Origin of the sequence: Natrarchaeobaculum aegyptiacum, from assembly GCF_002156705.1 — an archaeon.
GTDB classification, from domain to species: Archaea; Halobacteriota; Halobacteria; order Halobacteriales; family Natrialbaceae; genus Natrarchaeobaculum; species Natrarchaeobaculum aegyptiacum.
Genome location: NZ_CP019893.1, coordinates 998,054 through 1,018,032, shown reverse-complemented (window position 1 = coordinate 1,018,032; position 19,979 = coordinate 998,054). Strand labels below are relative to the sequence as shown.

Sequence of the window (19,979 nt, the reverse complement as noted above, 5' to 3'; positions counted from 1 at the left end):
TAAACTGTTAACCGATCCGGGCGCTACGGACGACATTGATGGCCTTCTGGCTCCCCCTCGAGATGGTGCTCGCGGCCGCCGACGTCCCCGTGGTCGGCCTCGAGGTCGACCAGTCGACGGTGACGGCTCTCGGCGTGCTCGCAGTCGCTGTACTCATCGCGCTCTCCGGCTTTTTCTCCTCGTCGGAGATCGCGATGTTCAACCTGCCGCGCCACCGCCTCGAGGGGATGGTCGAGGACGGCGTCGAGGGGGCCGCCCTCGTCAAACGGCTCAAGGACGACCCCCACCGCCTGCTCGTGACGATCCTCGTCGGGAACAACATCGTCAACATCGCGATGTCGTCGATCGCGACCGCCCTCCTCGGCCTCTATTTCGGCGGCCTGACTGCGGTCGTCCTCGCGACGTTCGGCATCACCGCGATCGTGCTCCTCTTCGGCGAGAGCGTCCCCAAGTCCTACGCGGTCGAGAATACCGAGTCGTGGGCGGTCCGCATCTCGAAGCCGCTGAAGGCGACCGAGTACCTGCTCTTTCCGCTCATCGTCCTCTTCGATTACCTCACCCGGCAGGTCAACCGTCTGACCGGCTCGACGGGCGCGATCGAGACCCCCTACGTCACCCGCGACGAGATCCAGGAGATGATCGAGTCCGGCGAGCGCGAAGGCGTCCTCGAGGAAGAAGAACACGAGATGCTCCAGCGGATCTTCCGGTTCAACAACACTATCGTCAAGGAGGTGATGACACCGCGACTCGACGTCACGGCCGTCCCGAAAGACGCCGACATCGACGAGGCGATCGAGACCTGTATCCAGAGCGGTCACGGCCGGATCCCCGTCTACGACGGGAGCCTCGACAACATCCTCGGCGTCGTCCGCATTCGCGACCTCGTCCGGGACCTGAACTACGGCGAAGCCGACGACGACCTCGAGCTAGACGACCTGATCCAGCCGACGCTGCACGTTCCCGAGTCGAAGAACGTCGACGAACTCCTCACCGAGATGCGCGAAAACCGCCTCCACATGGCGATCGTCATCGACGAGTTCGGCACCACTGAAGGACTGGTCACGATGGAGGACATGGTCGAGGAGATCGTCGGCGAGATCTTAGAGGGCGGCGAGGAACTCCCGATCGAGGACCTCGACGAGCGAACAATTCTGGTCCGCGGCGAGGTCAACATCGAGGACGTCAACGAGGCTCTCGAGATCGACCTGCCGGAAGGCGAGGAGTTCGAAACCATCGCCGGCTTCATCTTCAATCGCGCCGGTCGGCTGGTCGAGGAAGGCGAGGAGATCACCTACGACGGCGTCCGCATCACCGTCGAGACCGTCGAGAACACCCGCATCATGAAAGCTCGGCTCCAGAAACTCGAGGTGGAGTCGGGGACCGACGAGGCGGTCGCAGACGAGGCGGGCGACTCGAGCGGGTGAGTTCTCTCGTCGCTCTCTTTTGAGCGCGGCTGGTGGCGAATCGTCGAGGTGGTCACTTTTCGATCCGGGACGCAGCACCCACAGTCACGACGTCTGGGCGACCGTTCGCTCGAGTTCCCTCGCGATCTCCGGCGGGACCATCAGGCGTCGCGGGCCCGGGACGTACGTGTTGTCGGGTCGTGCGTAGGTGAGCTTCACGTAGGTCGCTCCGCCGATCTCCCTGCTCGAGGCGTTGACGACGTACTCGAGGTCGATCGCCTGGTCAGGTTCGTCGACGTAGAGGACGCCTTCCTCGCAGTCGATCGCGCCGCGAGAACTCGCGAACGAAGCGAACGCGAGTGCGACGAGCGCCAGCGGCAGGGAGAGCGCCGCGATGCCGGTGAACAGTCCGTCACCAATTTCGCCGAACGCTCCGTCGTGGGCGGCGAGTCTCCCGGCGGCCATCAGGAGCCCGATGACGAGCCCCATCACGAGCGTGCCCGCTGCCGCGTGGCTGATCCGATCCAGCCCGCGTTCGCTCACGCGCTCCACAGAGAGGCGGTTGGCGAGCCGTCGCGGGGCGCTGGGGACGACTGCGAGCACGAGGAGTGTCAGTGCGACGAGTGCGAGGACGGCGAGGACGGCGATCCCGGCGTCGGTCTGCCGGGCGATGTCGTAGAAGCGCCAGAAGACGACGATGCTGATCATCGCGAGGAAGGTACCGACGCCGAGTGACCACAGCAGGCGAACCGTCCACGAGTTCGAGGCGTCGCGTCGCCACTGGACGGTGTCGTCGCCGTCGAGACTCGAGTCGAACGGATCCTCGGCCACGTCCATGTGCCGATTTGGTCACTGATGGGGTAAAGCCCGTTCGATGTGCGTCGCCCGTCTAGAAGAGCGACGAGACTGCGAGTGAGAACGTCCAGTAGCCGGTAAAGGCGATGAGGATTGCGCCCGTCAGCGAGGCGATCCACGCGAGGACGGTGTAGCCCATCTTGCGGGCACTGACGCCCCCGCCGGAGCCACTCGCGGCGTACCCACTGCCGATGATCGCGCTGACGATGATCTCGTTGAACGAGACCGGGATGCCAAAGAGCACCGCTGCCTGCGCGATCGCGAACGAGGGGATGAGCGCGGCGATCGACCGGCGTGGGCCGAGCGAGGAGTAGTCCTGTGAGATCGCCTTGATCATCCGGGGAGCGCCGGTCCACGAGCCAACGAGGAGTCCGACGCCGCCGCCGAAGAGCAACGCGAGCATCGGCAAGCCGATGTCGCCGGATAGGGGCACGAGCGGGCCGATCGCCAGCCCGACCTGACTGCCGCCCGCGGAGAACGCAACGAGTCCACCCATCACCAGCAGGAACCGTCGCTGGGCGCGTTCCGGATCGTTGCGCACCGCCAGCGCCGTCGGAACGACCCACAGGAGGATCATCCCCACGGTCCCGATCACGATGCCGACGACGGCGGGAACCGGTAACAGCGAGCCAATCGTTTCCGCCAGCGACGCCCCATCGCCGTCCGACCCGAGCACCGCGAACTCGATGTTGGCGACGAGCAAGCCGACGAGCCCAGCCAGTCCGATCATCACGTAGCGCTCCGGGAGGGGTTCGTCACGGAGCGCTCGAGCGATGACGTAGGCGAGTGCGATCCCGACGAAGGGCGTGAGAATCCACATCGCGGCGATCTCCGTGTAGGTCGACCACGCCGGGTCCCCACCCATGGCGAGTCCGACGCCGATGACGGCCCCGGTCGCCGTGAACGCCGTCGCTATCGGGTAGCCAGTGAAGATCCCGATCGCCACGAGCGTCGCCGCGATGACGAGCGCGATCGTCGCCGCCGACGGCGAGAGGACCACCCCACCGATCAGGTCTTCGCCCATCGTCTCGGAGACGTTCATCCCCTGGAGCACCGCACCGGCGAATCCGAGGATGCCGACCAGAAACCCTGCCCGCATCACAGATATCGCGTTGGCCCCGACCGCCGGCGCGAACGGCGTCGACCCACTCGAGCCCGCCCCGATCGCCCACGCCATGAACATGCTGGCGACGGCGGCGATCAGGAACGTCGCGATCGTCGCGATCTCGACCATCTACCCGGGGGTTACAGCGGCCAGTACAAGTGTGTGCCGACAGCGAACTGTCACTCGAGATGGGTGGATCGATCGGCCCGAACCGGAGCGGTCGATTCGATCGCCGTGACCGAAGTAAATTATTGCTCGGCCATCCGGAACAGCGGTTTAAATCTTAACCTATAAACCAGTTCCGTGGTACTACCACGTAGACAATGGTGGACCAGACGAGACAATTCGACAGGCGGACGTACCTGAAACTATCCGGTGCAGCAGGTATCACAACGGTCGGCCTGGCTGGCTGTCTTCAGGACGCAGACGACGGTGACGACGATACAGCCGATGGCGGTGACGACGACGAAAACAACGAGATCGTCGCCGGCACGGCACCCGGCTTCGAGCCGTTCGAGATGGTCATCGACGGCGAACTCGTCGGCTTCGACATCGACCTGCTCGAGGCGGTGATCGACGAGACCGAGTACGAACTCGCCGGCTGGCAGGAGATCGAGTTCGACGGCCTGATCCCCTCTCTCGAGAACGAGAACATCGACGTCATCGCGGCGGCGATGACGATCACCGAGGAGCGCGAGGAGACGATCGCGTTCAGCGACCCGTACTACAGCGCAGACCAGACGGTGCTCGTCCAGACCGGCGGGGACGTCCAGCCCGCGGAACTGGCCGACCTCGAGGGCCACAACGTCGGCGCTCAGTCAGGGACGACCGGCGAGGGGATCGTCGAGGACGAACTGATCGGGGAGGGACTGATCGACGAGGGCGACTACGATTCGTACGACAACTACGTCCTCGCGATCGAGGAACTCGAGCGTGGGACTCTCGACGCGATCGTCATCGACGAACCGGTCGCCGAGTCGTTCGCGGACGACCGCGACGTCGAGATCGCGTTCACGTTCGAGACCGGCGAAGAGTACGGCTTCGGCGTCCGACAGGGCGAGGACGACCTCCAGCAGGCACTGAGCGAGGGGATCACGGCCGTCCGGGAGTCGAGCCAGTACGACGACATCACCCGGGAGTGGTTCGACGAGTAACCTGACCGGTCATGGCAGGTGAACTCGTCGTACCGTCTACCGTCGTCGCGGCGCTTTCGCTGTGGTCGGCGATCACCGGGGTTGCCGCGTCGACGGCGTTCGACCCCTCACTGCTCTCGACAGCGGCCGTGCCGCTCGAGGCCTCGCTGCTCGAGGAGTACGCCACGACCTATCTCGGCGAAGACTGGGAGTCCGCCGTCGATAACGTGGAGTTCGTCCTCGACAACGCAGACTACCTGTTGTGGGGGGCGGCGATCACGGTCGCCCTGACGCTGACGAGCATCCTGCTCGGCTTTCTCGCTGGCTTCCCCGCGGGGGCGATCGAGGTGTACGGGTCGGGGTACTCACGGGCGTTCGTCAGGAAAGCCGGCGTCCTGATCCGGGGCACGCCGATCCTGGTGATCATGATCTTTACGTACTTCGTGCTCCCGATCGGTCCCATCCTCGACGCGGCCGAATTCGTCCGACGTGCACTCGAGGTGATGTTCGCATCGACGCCGGTTCCCGTGCCGGCGGAAGTCCCCGAGGCGTTCCTCGCGGCGACGCTCGCGCTCGGCTTCCGCAGCGCGGCCTACCAGTCACAGATCTTTCGCGGAGCACTCCAGAGCATCGACGACGGCCAGATGGAGGCCGCCCGCTCGATCGGGATGAGCCGACTCGAGGCGATCCGACACGTGATGGTCCCCCAGGCGATGCGTCGGAGCGTCCCCGGCTTCCAGAACGAGTTCACGATCGTGCTGAAAGACACGTCGATCGCGTTTGCGATCGGCCTCGGCGAACTGCTCAAGCGCGGCCACGACCTCTTCATTCAGGAGACGTCGGCCGTGCTGGAAGTAATCGTCTTCATCAGCCTGGTCTACTTCGTGCTGACCTTCGGCACGAACCGGCTGCTCGACTACCTGAGCCACAGATTCGCGATTCCGGGTGAGACAGCGTGACCGATACCGAACCGACGACAGACGCGACCGACACCGAGACGGAGACAGGGACGGAGTATCGAACCGAGCCGCTGTTGCGGATCGACGACGTCTACAAGTCCTACGGCGACGAGCGCGTCCTCCACGGCGTCTCCCTCGAGATCGGCCGCGGCGACGTCGAGGTGCTCGTCGGCCCCAGCGGCAGCGGCAAGTCGACGCTGTTGCGGTGTCTCAACCGCCTGACGGAGGTCGACGAGGGGCACATCTTCCTCGGCGACGTCGAGGTGACCGGCGACACCGACCCGGACGAGATCCGCCAGCAGATCGGGATGGTGTTCCAGGACATCAACCTCTTCGCGCACCTCACTGCTCGCAAGAACGTCATGCTCGGCCTGCAGAAGGTCCGCGGAATGGGCGAGGCGGAGGCGCGCGACCGCGCAGACGCCGAACTCGCGCGCGTCGGACTGGGGGATCAGGCCGACTCCTACCCGGCACAGCTGTCGGGCGGACAGAAACAGCGCGTCGGCATCGCCCGCGCACTCGCGATGGACCCCAAGGTGATGCTGTTCGACGAACCGACGAGCGCACTCGATCCCGAACTCAGCAACGAGGTGCTCGCGGTCATGCGCGAACTCGTCGACGATGGGATGACGATGGTCGTCGTCACCCACGAGATGCGCTTCGCCCGCGGGGCCGCCTCGAGCATCTCCTTCCTCGAGGGCGGCGAGATCGTCGAACGCGGCCCGCCGGACCGGATGTTCGACGACCCCAGACACGAGCGAACGAAGCGGTTCTTCGAGAGCATCAGCCATGACTGACGCCTGTCGCCCCGGCGAGTCCAGTTCCTGTCAGGAGGTGACCGCGCGTCGATGAGCGTCTCGAAGGGCCTCGGCCTCGAACGGCTCCGCGCCTCGAGCGTCGACCTCGAGCAACGCCTGTTAGTGGGTGCGCTCGCTCTCTTCTGGGCCTGGTTGCTCGTTCGCTGGGTGTACGACTTCGCGCTCTCTCGCACGGGGTTTGGCCCCGGCGAGGGCGAGCCGTTTCTCTCGTCGGCACCGCTCGAGGCCGTCGCCGAGACGCTCGAGGGGTCGGTGATCGCGCTCGGTCCCGTTCACATCCCGCTCGAGTGGCCCGCCGCGTTCGTCGACGGGCTCGCACTCGCGATCGACATCGGCCCTGCGCTGGCGACCGGTGCGTGGTACACGGTCGTCATCACGTCGGTCGCGATCGTCCTCGGCTTCTTCATCGCCGTGCCGGTAGCGGTGCTCCGGGTCTACGGCGGCCCGTTCCGGTGGCTCTCGCTCACCTACACCGAACTGATCCGTGGGACGCCGCTGCTCGCCCAGCTGTTCGTCCTCTACTACACGCCGTACCTGCCGATCTGGCTCAACGACATGGAGGTCGTCGGCCATGGGTTCGTCCCCGACTACGCCTTCTGGATCGCCATCATCGGCTTCACGATCAACGGCTCGGCCTATCAGGCCGAGTACATCCGTGGGGCTTTAGAGAGCGTCGACGACGGACAGCTGACCGCCGCGCGGGCGATCGGCCTCTCGAAACTCGAGGGCATTCGCCACGTCGTGCTTCCACAGACGCTCCGGTACGCGATTCCGGCGTGGACGAACGAACTGGTCTACCTGATCAAGTACTCCTCGCTGGCCGGATTCATCACGGTGCCAGAACTGTACTACCGGGCGAGCAGGATCGCCTCGTCGACGTTCGAGTACACGCCGATCTTCACGCTGCTGGCCATCGTCTACATCGGAATCGTCCTCTCGGCGACGAACCTGATGGACCGCGTCGAGCGCCGCGTCGCCGTCCCCGGGATCGGCAGTGCCGACGGACGGCAGCAGGGCACGACGGAGTGACTCTCGATTCCCGCGTATGCCCGTCGCGGGATACATTCGTCCGCTGGGACTCCGTGCGGTAGTTCTGTATGTCGTACCTCGAGTACCCACAGGTACGGATCGGACGTGGCCGGGGCGCAGTCCCGGGTCTCGAGTGTAGCCCAACGTGTTGGGGGAAGCTATTCCGGTCGTGCTCCGGGAGTGTCACTCGTCGTGACGAACTCGATTCCACCATCGACTGTCGTCGGATCGATTCCGGCCATCGATAGCGGTGCCAGTGCAGGGTTCGGTATCGCGCTCGTGTTTGCCGTCCACATCGCTGCGGGTGTCATCGCCCTCGGCGCGGGACTCGGCGCGATACTGACGCGAAAAGGTGGTCGACGACATCGCCTCGTCGGCCGCTGCTACGCGCTGACGATGGGCGTCGTGGTCGTCACGGCCCTTCCGATGGCCTACTGGGCGTCGAACTGGTTCCTGCTGGCGATCGCCGTCTTCAGCGGCTACCTCGTCTTCGGCGGCTACCGTGCTCGCAGTCGGCGTGCCGCGTCGACGCGACCGACGACGATCGACTACACCGGCCACGGAACGATGATCGTCGTCGGCACGGCGATGGTGATTGCCGGAGGCTGGCAGACGGTTACCGGGCCGATCGGACTGGCACCCGCCCTCGCCGCCTTCGGTGGGATTGGTGCCGCGTTCGCGGTGTTCACGCTCGTGAGCACCCGTGGCGGTCCCCTCGCTCGCCCGCCGTGGATCCAGTCCCACATCGCTTTCATGGGCGGGGCGTACATCGCGACCGTGACGGCTGCCGTCACGGTCAACCTCACGTCGATTCCGCCGCTGTTACGCTGGCTCGGCCCAACGGCCCTCGGCGTTCCGCTCATCGGGTACGCGATCCGGAGGTACACCCCCCAGTTCGCGCCCGGTGCGTGATCGACGGTTTCCGAGTCGAGCGCCACTCCGTCGATCCGATCAGTTGCCCTCCGACCGGACGCCACGAGGGTCGGCCCGATCCGTCGCCCACCCGGACTCTCACCGAGCGCCCGACAGCACTCGCTGCAGCACTCGCCGTTCGCCGCGCCGAAGGATGCCGCTCGCTGTCGATTTGTCGACCTCGAGGTCCGCAGCAAGCTCCTCGAGCGTACACTCCCGCGGGACCTCGAAGTAGCCAGCCCGAAACGCAGCCTCGAGCACCTCTCGCTGTCGCTCTGTAAGCAGGTCGTTCGCCTCCCGGGTCTGGACGATCGAGAGGAGTTCGTACGATCGGTCGAGCGCCTCGAGGCCGGCGCGGAGCTGATCGAGTTGGTCCTGCGTGCCGGTAAAGTCCAGTTCGTACCAGCCATCGCGAGCGACGATCGGGAACTCCGGTGGCAACGACGACGCTTCGATGAACTCGTAGAGTCGAGTCTCTGTCGTTTCGTACTTCGCGAGCCCGCGATCGTCGGTCGCCTCGAGGCGTTCGTAGTGGACGATCGACGGCTGGGCAGCGATCGTCTCCGAGACGGCGATCGGATCGTCGGCGACGACCTCGCCAAGCTCGACCGCGGTCTCCCCGGTCCGGATCCCTGTCAGGAGGCGAAAGGTCGCACTCGGGTACGTGGTCGACACCGCTGCGAGCCACGTCTCCTCGGGTAATCGAATCTGTAGCGATGCCGTGATCATCGGTCGTCTGACCGGACGGACCGACGGAACCAACCTCTTTGGGCCGCCCGCTCGAGCGAGCGAGACAGTACTGCCGTCTCGTGTGGACGTGACGACACGCTCATGCGATGTCTCGCATACGAGTCGAAGGGGTGTCGGTCGTTCTCAGTTCGTCGTCGACTTCGAGGTGTCGTCGGGCTCCGGCGGTGGTTCGGCACCCTCGATCGCTTCCGCGGCGTCGGTATCCTTTTCGACCTCGACGTGCCAGCGGTCGACTTCGTCGTCGAATTCGGCGAGTCGATCGGAGACGTCGTCTTTCAGGGCGTCGTCGTTGACGTTGACCTCGAAGACGAACTGTTCGCCGTTGTCAGCGCCACGAGCCGACTGCTGGATGTTCGCACTCACCAGTTCGTTGTCGAAGTAGTACGGAGCGAGCTGGGTCATCACGTTCTGGTAGACGGTGTCCTCGACCCGGCGCAGTGCCTTTCGACCCGCGGAGTCGGCCGCCCGCGCGACGTAGTCGATCGACTCCTTCCAGTTGTCGACTGCTCCCTCCGGGTCGTCCTCCTCGAGCTGTTCGTAGGATTCAGAGAGCTTCTCGCCGGCGGTCTTGATGTCCTCGTCTGGTCCCTTGCCGGCTTTCTCTCCTTTCCCTTCCTCGACGTGGGCCTGCTCTGCGGTCTTCTCGTTGACGTCGGCCTCGAGGGTCTCGTGGGCCTTGGGTCGCCACTCGTCCCACTCCTCGAAGGCGTCGACGAAGCGCTCGGCGTGGGTGCCACCGGGGTCGTGAACGCCGGCGTCGCGCAGCGCGCGCGTGATCCGCTCGCCGTGTTCGACGACGTCGGCCCAGTCGCCGCGGACTTTGAATCCCGAGATGCTCTCTTCCATTCGGCTGGCGCGGTGGTAAGGCGCCGACTGGTATAAACTTCCTTGCTGCGTGGACCAGTCCTGGTCAGACAATATGGTGGGGTAGTCGTGCTTGCTTCGTCGGGGATGGTCGACCCGTTCGGCCCCTTTCATTCCCACTGGCGTAGCTTGACCGGTCAGTCGACATGGGTGGGAATGAAAGGGGCTGCCGGCGTCCGGGAAGACGGGCGACGTAAGCACTGGAAGGAGCGAAGCGACTGAAGCGCACAGCGAGCCCATCGACTGGACGCCGGCAGGGGCTTTCGTGGTGACATCAACCGAGTTGTAGTCGTTTCACCGAGCACGACAATCGACTAGCGAGTTCGTCCCGTTACGTTTTACCCCCGCCGGCCCGAATCGCCGTTAATGACTGCCCAGACCGTCCAGCAGGGCGACCTCGTGACCGTCATCGGCCTCGAGGTGCACGTCCAGCTGGAGACCGACACGAAGATCTTCTGTGGCTGTTCGACCGAACAGACCGACGAGCCCAACGAGCACGTCTGCCCGGTCTGTCTCGGCCTGCCCGGTGCGCTCCCGGTGATAAACGAGGCCGCCGTCGAGGCTGCCGTCAAGATCGGCAAGGCGATCGACGCCGACATCCCGGAGGAGACGCGCTTTCACCGGAAGAACTACTTCTACCCCGATCTGCCGAAGAACTTCCAGATCACCCAGTACGACGAGCCAATCTGTGCCGACGGCGAACTCGAGGTGGCAGTCGAGGGCACCCGTCGGACGATCACGATCGAGCGCGCGCACTTAGAAGAGGACCCGGGGAGCCTCCAGCACGTCGGCGGCGGGATCGATACCGCCGACTACACGCTCGTGAACTACAACCGCGCGGGGACGCCGCTGATGGAGATCGTCACCGCGCCGGACTTCCGCAGCCCAGGCGAGGTCAGGGCCTTCCTCGCCGAACTCGAGGAGGTCCTCGAGTATCTGGGCGTGTTCGACGCCGCCCGCGACGGCAGCCTGCGCGTCGACGCTAACCTCTCGATCATCCCCGACGAAGAGATCGACGGCGATGACGTCGACGAGATCGGCGACGAAGCACTCGAGGCCGCAAACCGGACGGAGGTCAAGAACATCTCGAGTCACAAGGGTGCAGAGAAGGCGCTGGCCTACGAGGAGACTCGCCAGAGAAACGCCATCCAGCGCGGGCGCGCGGTCGAACAGGAGACCCGCCACTGGGACGAGGCCCGCGGGATCACGGTTTCGATGCGTTCGAAAGAAGCGGAGAAAGATTACCGGTACTTCCGTGAGGCCGACCTGCCACCGCTGCGGGTCTCTCACTGGAAAGACGAGATTGCGATTCCAGAACTGCCCTCTGCTCGTCGCGAGCGGTTCCAGGAGGAGTACGACCTGAGCGAGGAGGCCGCCTCGAAGCTGACCTCGACCAAGCAGGTCGCGGACTTCTACGAGGACGTCGCCCAGGAGTTCGACCCGGACCTCGCGGCGACCTGGGTCGCCGACGAACTGCTCGGCGAACTCAACTACCGCGACATGGAAATTACGGACCTCGAGGGGCGACTCGAGGAGGTTCACCGACTCGTCGAACTCGTCGCCGACGAGGCGATCACGGCCAAGAACGCCAGAGAAGTGGTCCTCCGGACGATGCTCGACGAGGGCGACGAGCCCGACGCGATCGTCGAGGCCGAAGGACTCGGCAAGACCGACGCCGACGAGGTGCAGGTGGCCGTCAAGGAAGCCATCGAGGAGAATCCGGGTGCTGTCTCCGACTACGAGTCCGGCGACGACGGCGCGATCAACTTCCTCGTGGGACAGGTCATGCAAAAGACCGGGGGCAGTGCCGACCCCGGTGACGTGAACCAGTTGCTGCGTGCGGAACTCGAGGGGTAGGCTGCCCGCTGGGAGGCTCTCTCGGGACATATTACCTCTTTTTCGACACATTTCGTGTGTCACTCGCGTACATACACCGGATGAGGGCGGCCACTTCCGGAACCCCGCGTCTTATTATCAAACAATTCATCGAGAGTTTTCATGGACCGCATCACGCTGGGTAACGACGAGTTCGAGGGCCTGAACGACGCCTACGTTCTCGAGCGCGACTCCGGTGACGAACTCGCGCTGGTGGACACGGGCGTCTCGACGCCCGAGGTGCGCGAGCAACTCGAGAAGGGGCTGGCCGCCAGAGGCTACGAGTTTTCCGACGTCGACGCGATCGTTCTCACCCACTACCACGTCGATCACGCCGGGCTGGCGGGCGAGATCCAGTCGGCGGGTGATGCGACCGTCTACGTCCACGAGGCAGACGCCCCGCTGGTCGCCCAGGCCGAGGGGGTCGAGGACGAACTCGAGGCGCGCCGTGAGGAACGGTTCGACCAGTGGGCCGTCCCCGCGGATGCGCGGGAAGAACTCCTCGCGTTCGCCGAGGCCGCGATCCACCTCAAGGGCGAGCCCGCCGACGTGACTCCCATCGAAGACGGTGAGGTACTCGAGGTGGCGGGCCACCGACTCGAGACGATCCACACGCCCGGTCACACCGCTGGTCACTGCAGCTACGAACTCGACGGCGGCGCGGAAGCGTTCGTCGGGGATGCCCTGCTGCCGGTCTACACGCCCAACATCGGTGGGGCGGACGTCCGCGTGGATCGTCCGCTCCAGACCTACCGGGAGACGCTCGAACGACTCCTCGAACGTGACTACGACCGGGTCTGGCCGGGTCACCGCGATCCGATCGAGGAGCCAGCCGAGCGAGCGCGGGAGATCCTCGAGCACCACGAGGAGCGGTCGGCACGGGTCCGCGAGATACTCGCCGAGTACGGCCCCTGTGACGCCTGGACGGTCAGCGCCCACCTCTTCGGCGACCTCTCGGGCGTTCACATCCTCCACGGTCCCGGAGAGGCGTTCGCCCACCTCGACCACCTGGCCCACGAGGGCGTCTGTTCGTTCGACGCGGCGACTGGCGAGTACGCCCTCGAGTGAGCGTCGAGTGGCTGGTCGGTTCGCTCGTGCGGGTTACCCGTTCTGGAACGCTGCGACTGCCTCCCGGAACGCGTCGGGAATCGGCGTCGGCCGCTCGGTCTCGACGTCGACGGCAACGTGGGTCACGGTTCCCTCGGCGACGACCGTTCCGTCCTCGCGAACGACCCGGTGGTCGAACGTGAGACTCGAGGTCCCGATCTCGGCGACGCGCAACTCGTTGGTGAGCACGTCGCCGAAGGTCGACGTGTCGCGATAGTCGAGGGAGGCGTTGACGACGTGGACCTGCCAGCCGTCTTTGACCTGCTCGTCGTGGCTGTGCTCGAGCTGGCGGAAGAACTCCGAGACGGCCTCGTCCTGAAAGGTGAAGTACTCGCCGTAGAAGACGACACCCTGCATGTCAGTCTCGGCAAACCGGACACGGTGTTCGAACAGCGGCTCGAAGTCGGGTGTCGGGTCGATGGCCGGGTCGTCGGTTTCGATCGATCCGGTATCGTGTGTGGGTGTCTCTGCCAGGTCTTCGTCCATACACTGCACGCCGTCTCGAGGAGCAAAGTCGTACCGGCACCGGCAGTCGATGGGGCCAGTCACTCGCGGCTGAGCGGCTACTCGAGGGTTCGCAACCGCTCGAGATCAGCCTCGTCGTGTCCGCAGATCACGGTCGCGTCGTGGCGGCGCTCGAGGTCTGTGACGGTTCGCACGCTCTCGAGCCAGTGGCGTTTGCTCCAGAGCAGGCTGCCACCCATCGGGTGTTCGTCCTCGTAGTTCGTCCGCGAGTACGCGAGGTCGCCCGCGAGGATCACGGTTCCCGCGCCGTCCGCCTCGAGCACGACCCCGAGGAGACCCGGCGTGTGGCCCGGCAGGTGGAGGAACTCGAGGCCGTCGTGGAGATACTCGCGGTCACCGTGGACGACCTGCCACGCGAGGTCGTGGTCGAAGTCGCCGGCAATGTAGGCCTCGTCGCCCGCGTCGGTCTTGGCGCTGTAGTAGGCGTACTTCAGTTCGCGCTCGTGGACGTAGATCGGGACGTCGGTGCCAGCGAAGGCGGAGAGACCGCCCGCGTGGTCGAGGTGCAGGTGACTCTGGATCACCGCGTCGATCTCCTCGAGGTCGTACCCAGCGTCTGCGAGGTCGTCCTCGAGCGGCCGGAGGCCGGTGTGTTCGAAGGCATCGTAGAGGTCGGCGGGCCAGTGGCCCGCGTCGGCCTCGGGGTGGGAGCCGGTGTCCCAGAGGATCGTCGCCTCGGGGTGTTCGATCACGAGGTTGTAGACCGGGCCGTCGCCCAGCAGGAGATCCGGGTTCGGATCGGCGGCCGTTCCCTGGACAGCCCCCTCGAGGACGTTGTTGGCGTCGGTGGTGATCGTGCCGCGCTCGACCGGCGTGAGGGTCGCGTCGACCATACGTCGTCGACGACTGACAGTCGGGAAAACGTATCGGAGGGCTGGGCTAGGTCTTCACAGGACTCGAGTCGGTGGCTGTCACATCGGCCATCGCTGTCCCCGCTGCTCGCCGCCCACTGGTGGTAATCGGCTGCGAGTGCCGGCCACACCACTACCCGTTGGGTCGTCGACATTCGCGTATGGTCAGGCTCTCGACGATCGTGATCCTCGCCGGGATCGTCCTGCTGTTCGTTCCGATCCCGCCGATCGCGACGATCTCCGGCGCGCTCGTCATCGCGCTCGGGCTCGTCCTCCGGTTCGCACTCGACAAATGAGACGCGGGTGATGCAGTGGCCTCGCGAGTCCGAACGTGGCCGCGGTCGGTGGCAGACTCGAGTCAGCCCCCGGGAGACCGGCCTGCGAGGTGATCGAGCAGCAATTCCGACACGCGATCGGGATGCTCGTGGATCACCCAGTGCGTCGCGGACGGAAAGCGAGCGAGCGTGCCGTCCTCGCAGTAGTCGATGCTCATCGGGGCCATCTCGGGAACGAGCGCCTGATCGCGTTCGCCCCAGACGACGAGCGTCGGGGCCTGGACGCGGTCTCGCGGCGGTCCGTCGCGGTGGCGGACCATCGCCCGGTACCAGTTGATCATCGCGGTCGGCGCTCCCGGTTCGGACCAGGCGCGCCGGTAGCGCTCGAGGTCGGTGTCTGTGAACGTTCCCGGTTTCGCTGGTCCGACCATCGCCCGTCGCCAGAGCGCGAAGTCCGCGCGTCTCGATCCCCACTCCGGGAGCCGTGGTATCTGGAAGTAGTAGATGTACCAGCTCTTGAGTAGCTGTCTGGGGTTCGTGCGAAGCGTTTGCCCGAATACCGACGGGTGCGGGACGTTGACGATGCCGAGCCGGTCGACGACTGCAGGGCGGCGCAGCACGAGGTCCCAGGCGACCACCGCACCCCAGTCGTGGCCGATCACGTGGGCGGTGTCTTTTCCCTCGCTCGCGATCAGTCCGGCGACGTCACTCGAGAGTCGCGGCAGTCGGTAGGCCGCTATCCCATGGGGTTTCTCGCTCAGGTTGTAGCCGCGCTGGTCGGGGATCAGTACGCGGTATCCGGCGTCGACGAACCGCTCGACGTAGCCGCGCCACTCGTACCAGAACTCGGGGAAGCCGTGCAGGAAGACCACCAGCGGATCCTCGGGGTCGCCCGCCGTGACCACGTGGAGTCGTACGCCGTCGACGAGGCGGTGATCCCGTTCGGCCGACGGAATCGGTGGAAGCGGCGCGTTCGTACTGAGTGACATCTCTCGCGGAGATCCAACGGGTTCGGACAAAAGTGTCGGGGACGGCTCTCCGCTCCCCGACGTCGTCGCGGCCGCGCTGACGCGCGGGCGCTCGAGTGACAAAAGACCTATCGGCACGACGAACGTCCATCGAACTATGGACGACGCCGTTGCGGTCGACTTCGGCGAGGATGGCCTGGTCCCCGCCGTCGCACAGGACGCCGAAACCGGCGAGGTGTTGATGCTCGCCTACGTTTCCCCCGACGCCCTCGAGCGGACGCGCGAGACGGGGCTGGCCCACTACTACTCCCGGAGCCGGGACGAGCTGTGGCAGAAGGGCAAGACGAGCGGGCACGTCCAGCACGTCTCCGAGGTACGGGTCGACTGCGACGCCGACACCCTGCTGTACCTGGTCGATCAGGAGGGCGGGGCCTGCCACACGGGTCACCGCTCGTGTTTCTACCGCACGGTCGACGGCGAGAACGTCGGCGAGCAGGTGTTCGACCCCGACGCGGTGTACGACGACTGAGGATCGATACTGCCGATCGAGCGACGAGCGACTACCGACGACCGATACGCCACTCATGAGCGACCACGCACACGCGACCGCCCCGAGCGCCGACGGCCGAACCACAGACGAATCGACCCCGCTCGAGGACCTCGAAGCTGCCCGCGACCGGTTCGAGCGTGCCGAGCGCGAGATCGACGATCACGGCGGCGAGGCGGTCGAACAGGCCGCAGACGCCTATCGGACGGCGATTGAGTTACTCGACCGGTACGTCGACCGGGCGACGGGCACCGGCCGGGAGAACTTCAAGGCCTACGTACAACTCGAGGGGCAGTTTGCCTCCCTCGTCGACTCCCTTCCAGACGACCTGCGGGGGCGCGACGCGTTCGAGGACGCCCTCGACGCGATCGACAAACGCCGGCTTAGCGAGTCGGACTTCGACCGTGCTCGCGGGAAACTCGAGCCGGCCCAGCGGTACGCCGATCTGATCGACGAACGCGAGGCCGCCCGTGAAACGCTCGACGACGCCCGGAAGGGGGCCGCGCTTCGCGTCCGCGAGATCGACGACGCCATCGACGAGCGCGAACGGTTGCTCGACCTCGGGGATGCCGACCTCGAGGCTCCCGTCGAGAAGCTCCGGGATCCGATCGAGGCGTACAACGACGCGGTCCGGTCGGCGATGGCGACCTACCTGGACGAGGCGTCGACCCGCGAGGTGTTCGACCTGCTCGAGCGCAGTCGTCTCTATCCGTTCGTCGATTTCGAGCGGCCGCCCGAGGACCTCCGAGCGTACGTCCAGGAGAGTCCGGACGGCGAGTACACGATTCCGGAGTTGCTCGAGTACGCCGACTACTCGCGGTCGAAGCTCACCCACCTCGTCGCGGACGCCGACGAACTCAAGCGACGGGTGGCGACCCAGCAGACGTACCTCGAGGCCATCGGTGCCGGGCCGCTGACTCTTCCGTGGCCGCCCGAACCCGCGGGCGTGCTCCAGCGACGGGCGCGGGAGTACCGCCCGTTCGTCGAGCGCATCGCCGGTGAGGAGACCGTCGCCGCTCTGCGACGAGTCAGTCGCCGGACGCACGAGACGGACTACGACCGGCTTCAGACCGCCGCCGAGGCAGTGGTTCAGCTCTCGCCCGACGAGCGCGACCGACTGGCAAACGGCCGTGTCGCCGACGAACTCGAGGCGCTCCGGGAAGAGCGCGAGCGGTTGCAGGCCGCACTCGAAGTCGAGGACCCGGTCTGACGGTCGATCCGCTGTGGGTCCGGTCCCCTGTCGACTGTCCTCCCACTGCCGTCCGACCGAACGTCGGATTTCCCGATAGACAGTCGTGTTGACTGCTGGCGAGTCCGTTTTACGCCTCGAGATCCTACCTCCACCGAGTAGCCAGCCGACCGCATTCGCCGCCGTCAGTTCGCTGGCGCCGGCACCCACTTCGACGCACCCCATGAACACACACGCGTCACCGAAAGCCCCACTGCCAGTTCCGACGTCAGAGCATCTCGCCGAGCGCTCGCGCCGTGCCCGGACGGAGCCGATGTCCGTGCTCCCGCTGGGCGACGGTCTCTACGAGGTCGAGTCCGCGAGCGATCACACCTACCTGGTCGACCTCGAGAGCGGCCGCTGTACCTGCCCGGACCACGTCTTCCGCGACGTCCGGTGTAAGCACATCCGTCGGGTCGCTATCGAAATCACCGAGGGACGGACGCCTCCGCCGGGAACGCTCGCGATCGAGTGTCACGACTGCGGGGATCCGGTGTTCGTCGACGAAGACGAACCGGAGCCGATCTACTGTTCGAATCACGAGATCCGACCCGGAGACACTGTCGTCGACCGCGAGACTGGCGACCGGCTCACCGTCGTCGACGTCTCGGACCTCCGGGCGGACGCCGTCACCATCCGCGAGGCAGACTGTACCGTCGCGGAGTACGGCACCAACGACCGCTACGAGCCCGACGTTCCGGTCGTCGGCGCGATCTACCCGCACGCGAGCGTCAAGGTAAACGGCGTCGTCCCTCGAGAACTCACGGTCTACACGTTCCCACGGACTCGCCTCGAGAACGCCGACTGACGCCCCAGTCCTCGCTCGGCACTCGGCGTTCGCCGCTCGTTGCAACGGCGATGAATCGACCATCCGTTGAAACCGGCCGGATTCTTGTCAATCGGTATCGTCGTTCACGGTATGGCCGAGGGAATCGACTACGGTGCACTCGAGGAGGGGAAGTACGTCAACTACTGGAGCCTCGACCGAACGCTCCAGCGTGCGGTCCGTCGAGCCTACGGGCCCGAGGAGTTCGACTGGGCCGAGTCACGACTCGAGGCGTTCGGCGAACTGGTGGGCCACACGGTCGCCGAAAACGCAGACGTCGTCGACGACCACGGCCCCGAACTCGAGCCCTACGACCGCCACGGCGGGGTCCAGAATTTCGTCCGGTATCCGCCCGAACAGCTCGAGAACGACGAACTGGTCTACGAGGCAGGCATCGTCGCCGACGCGTTCGAGGCCCCGCCGGGCCGGGACGAGCCCATGCCCCACACGCACTTCCTCGCAATGCTCCACCTGTTGAGCTACGCCGACGCCGGCTTCGGCTGTCCGGTCGCGATGACCGCCGGTTCGGCGCTCGTCCTCGAGAAGTTCGGCGACGACCGACTCGAGCCCTATTACGAGGGACTCGTGAGCCGGGAGTACGACGACCTGATCGAGGGGGCGATGTTCCTGACCGAAGAACAGGGCGGCAGCGACGTCGGGGCCAACGAGACTGTCGCCGAGTACGACCCCGACTACGGCTGGCGACTCACCGGCGAGAAGTGGTTCTGCTCGAACATCGACGCCGAGGGGACGCTCGCGCTCGCCCGGACGCCCGACGCGCCGGCGGGCACCGACGGCCTCTCGATGTTTCTGGTCCCCCACGGCGACCCCGACGAGGGTGTCTTCACGAAAGGTGATCGGCAAGCGTTCGACGGTGCACCGCCGGGCGAGGCGGTAAACGACCAGCTGTACCGCCGGCTGAAGGACAAACTCGGGACCATCGCCGTTCCGACGGGTGAGGTCGAGTTCGACGACACGCCCGCGCTCCTCGTCGGCGAGGAAGAAAACGGCTTCAGGCAGATGGTCGAGATGCTCAACCTCGAGCGACTGGCCAACGCCGCCGCCTCCTGTGGAATCATGGGCCGGGCGCTGCTCGAGAGCAAGGTTCACGCCGCGAATCGCGAGGCGTTCGGTCAGACGATCGACCAGTTCCCGCTGATGCGGTCGGATCTGGTCGAGATGGCCGTCGACTACGAGGCTGCGACGGCGTTCGTCCTCGAGACCGGGCGGCTGTTCGCAGAGCGCGAGCGCACAGAGCGGGATGCGAGTGGCTACGCCGAGGACTCCGATCCGGACGAGCTCGAGGACACCTACCGCCTGCTCCGCCTGTTGATCCCCATCGCCAAGCTCAGGACGGGCCGGATGGCCGTCGACACCGCCTCGTACGCGATGGAGATCCAGGGCGGCAACGGCTACGTGAACGACTTCGTCACCCACCGGCTCCTGCGAGACGCCCAGGTGTTGCCAATCTGGGAGGGGACGGAGAACGTCCTCTCGCTCGACGTCCTCCGGGCGCTCGAGCGCGAGGCCGCCCACGAGCCGTTCGCGCAGGTCGTCACCGACCGACTCGAGACGGTCACCCATCCGGCGCTCGCGGAGGCGGCGTCGATCGTCGAATCGGAGTTCCACGACCTCACGGCTGCGATGGCCACGCTCGCCGAGGAGGGGCCCGAGTACGCCCAGTTTTCGGCCAAGCACCTCGCCCACTACGTCTTCGAGGTGTTCACGGCCGCGCTGTTGCTCGCAGAGGCCCAGCGCGAACTCGAGGACGGAACCGGCAGGCTGGCACTGGTCGCCCGGCAGTTCGTCGCGAACGAACTCGAGTCGCGGGATGCCCGGGGAATCACCAGCGGCGATCGATTGCCGCTCGAGGCCTTCGACGCGATCGTTCGGTACGAGTCGGTCGACGAGGAGGGAACGCTCGAAATCCTCTCGTCGGCGTAAGCCGG

At 65.9% G+C, this 19,979-nt stretch carries 20 protein-coding genes; 13 read left to right on the top strand and 7 right to left on the bottom strand.

Going from position 1 to position 19,979, the window contains the following annotated elements; translation table 11 throughout:
- Positions 1-38 precede the first annotated feature (38 nt).
- Positions 39-1,424 (top strand): hemolysin family protein, encoded by a 1,386-nt coding sequence (locus B1756_RS05100; protein ID WP_086887572.1) that lies wholly within the window; start codon positions 39-41, stop codon positions 1,422-1,424.
- 84 nt (positions 1,425-1,508) lie between these two features.
- On the opposite strand, the gene B1756_RS05095 is transcribed toward B1756_RS05100, so the two are convergent.
- Together B1756_RS05095 and B1756_RS05090 are read right to left on the bottom strand one after the other, a co-directional pair.
- Positions 1,509-2,240 (bottom strand): hypothetical protein, encoded by a 732-nt coding sequence (locus B1756_RS05095; protein WP_086887571.1) that lies wholly within the window; start codon positions 2,238-2,240, stop codon positions 1,509-1,511.
- Between the two features lie 52 nt (positions 2,241-2,292).
- The gene (locus B1756_RS05090) at positions 2,293-3,492 is read right to left on the bottom strand and encodes an inorganic phosphate transporter (protein ID WP_086887570.1); all 1,200 of its coding nucleotides are present in this window, start codon (positions 3,490-3,492) and stop codon (positions 2,293-2,295) included.
- 194 nt (positions 3,493-3,686) lie between these two features.
- Between B1756_RS05090 and B1756_RS05085 the strand changes: the two genes are divergently transcribed.
- The 5 genes from B1756_RS05085 (at position 3,687) to B1756_RS05065 (ending at position 8,214) form a co-directional block, all read left to right on the top strand.
- The gene (locus B1756_RS05085; protein WP_086887569.1) at positions 3,687-4,517 is read left to right on the top strand and encodes a transporter substrate-binding domain-containing protein; all 831 of its coding nucleotides are present in this window, start codon (positions 3,687-3,689) and stop codon (positions 4,515-4,517) included.
- Between the two features lie 11 nt (positions 4,518-4,528).
- Entirely contained in the window at positions 4,529-5,455 is a 927-nt protein-coding gene (locus B1756_RS05080; protein ID WP_086887568.1) for an amino acid ABC transporter permease, read from the top strand.
- A gap of 71 nt (positions 5,456-5,526) precedes the next feature.
- Entirely contained in the window at positions 5,527-6,252 is a 726-nt protein-coding gene (locus tag B1756_RS05075; protein WP_152031344.1) for an ATP-binding cassette domain-containing protein, read from the top strand.
- Positions 6,253-6,303: 51 nt separating this feature from the next.
- On the top strand, positions 6,304-7,302 hold the full coding sequence (locus tag B1756_RS05070; protein WP_086887567.1) for an amino acid ABC transporter permease: 999 nt from the start codon (positions 6,304-6,306) through the stop codon (positions 7,300-7,302).
- 180 nt (positions 7,303-7,482) lie between these two features.
- The gene (locus B1756_RS05065) at positions 7,483-8,214 is read left to right on the top strand and encodes a DUF2306 domain-containing protein (RefSeq protein ID WP_086887566.1); all 732 of its coding nucleotides are present in this window, start codon (positions 7,483-7,485) and stop codon (positions 8,212-8,214) included.
- Positions 8,215-8,313: 99 nt separating this feature from the next.
- On the opposite strand, the gene B1756_RS05060 is transcribed toward B1756_RS05065, so the two are convergent.
- Positions 8,314-8,943, bottom strand: coding sequence for a helix-turn-helix domain-containing protein (locus B1756_RS05060; RefSeq protein ID WP_086887565.1), 630 nt, complete (start codon positions 8,941-8,943; stop codon positions 8,314-8,316).
- Between the two features lie 144 nt (positions 8,944-9,087).
- Positions 9,088-9,810 carry a DUF5828 family protein gene (locus tag B1756_RS05055; protein WP_086887564.1) on the bottom strand — a complete coding sequence of 241 codons (723 nt, stop codon included), beginning with the start codon at positions 9,808-9,810 and terminating at the stop codon, positions 9,088-9,090.
- Between the two features lie 384 nt (positions 9,811-10,194).
- Here B1756_RS05055 and gatB point away from each other — a divergent pair, with 384 nt between their 5' ends.
- Both gatB and B1756_RS05045 read left to right on the top strand, forming a co-directional pair.
- Complete coding sequence (gatB, locus tag B1756_RS05050) at positions 10,195-11,685, top strand: Asp-tRNA(Asn)/Glu-tRNA(Gln) amidotransferase subunit GatB (protein ID WP_086887563.1); 1,491 nt, start codon at positions 10,195-10,197, stop codon at positions 11,683-11,685.
- Positions 11,686-11,826: 141 nt separating this feature from the next.
- Positions 11,827-12,771 (top strand): MBL fold metallo-hydrolase, encoded by a 945-nt coding sequence (locus tag B1756_RS05045; protein WP_086887562.1) that lies wholly within the window; start codon positions 11,827-11,829, stop codon positions 12,769-12,771.
- Positions 12,772-12,804: 33 nt separating this feature from the next.
- Here B1756_RS05045 and B1756_RS05040 read toward each other — a convergent pair whose 3' ends face one another.
- Positions 12,805-13,296 (bottom strand): acyl-CoA thioesterase, encoded by a 492-nt coding sequence (locus B1756_RS05040; RefSeq protein ID WP_086887561.1) that lies wholly within the window; start codon positions 13,294-13,296, stop codon positions 12,805-12,807.
- A gap of 77 nt (positions 13,297-13,373) precedes the next feature.
- Positions 13,374-14,168 carry an N-acyl homoserine lactonase family protein gene (locus B1756_RS05035; protein ID WP_086887560.1) on the bottom strand — a complete coding sequence of 265 codons (795 nt, stop codon included), beginning with the start codon at positions 14,166-14,168 and terminating at the stop codon, positions 13,374-13,376.
- Positions 14,169-14,347: 179 nt separating this feature from the next.
- Between B1756_RS05035 and B1756_RS05030 the strand changes: the two genes are divergently transcribed.
- On the top strand, positions 14,348-14,482 hold the full coding sequence (locus B1756_RS05030; RefSeq protein WP_086887559.1) for a transporter: 135 nt from the start codon (positions 14,348-14,350) through the stop codon (positions 14,480-14,482).
- A 62-nt stretch (positions 14,483-14,544) separates the two neighbouring features.
- On the opposite strand, the gene B1756_RS05025 is transcribed toward B1756_RS05030, so the two are convergent.
- Positions 14,545-15,450, bottom strand: a complete 906-nt coding sequence (locus B1756_RS05025; protein ID WP_086887558.1) for an alpha/beta fold hydrolase — start codon at positions 15,448-15,450, stop codon at positions 14,545-14,547.
- Between the two features lie 136 nt (positions 15,451-15,586).
- Between B1756_RS05025 and hisI the strand changes: the two genes are divergently transcribed.
- The 4 genes from hisI to B1756_RS05005 all read left to right on the top strand — a co-directional run bounded on the left by hisI (position 15,587) and on the right by B1756_RS05005 (position 19,974).
- Positions 15,587-15,958 (top strand): phosphoribosyl-AMP cyclohydrolase, encoded by a 372-nt coding sequence (hisI, locus tag B1756_RS05020; RefSeq protein ID WP_086887557.1) that lies wholly within the window; start codon positions 15,587-15,589, stop codon positions 15,956-15,958.
- 55 nt (positions 15,959-16,013) lie between these two features.
- Complete coding sequence (locus tag B1756_RS05015) at positions 16,014-17,186, top strand: DUF7118 family protein (RefSeq protein ID WP_086887556.1); 1,173 nt, start codon at positions 16,014-16,016, stop codon at positions 17,184-17,186.
- Positions 17,187-17,388: 202 nt separating this feature from the next.
- Complete coding sequence (locus tag B1756_RS05010) at positions 17,389-18,012, top strand: SWIM zinc finger family protein (RefSeq protein ID WP_086887555.1); 624 nt, start codon at positions 17,389-17,391, stop codon at positions 18,010-18,012.
- A 111-nt stretch (positions 18,013-18,123) separates the two neighbouring features.
- Positions 18,124-19,974: an acyl-CoA dehydrogenase family protein gene (locus tag B1756_RS05005; protein ID WP_086887554.1), complete on the top strand. Its 1,851-nt coding sequence runs from the start codon at positions 18,124-18,126 to the stop codon at positions 19,972-19,974.
- Positions 19,975-19,979: the final 5 nt, after the last annotated feature.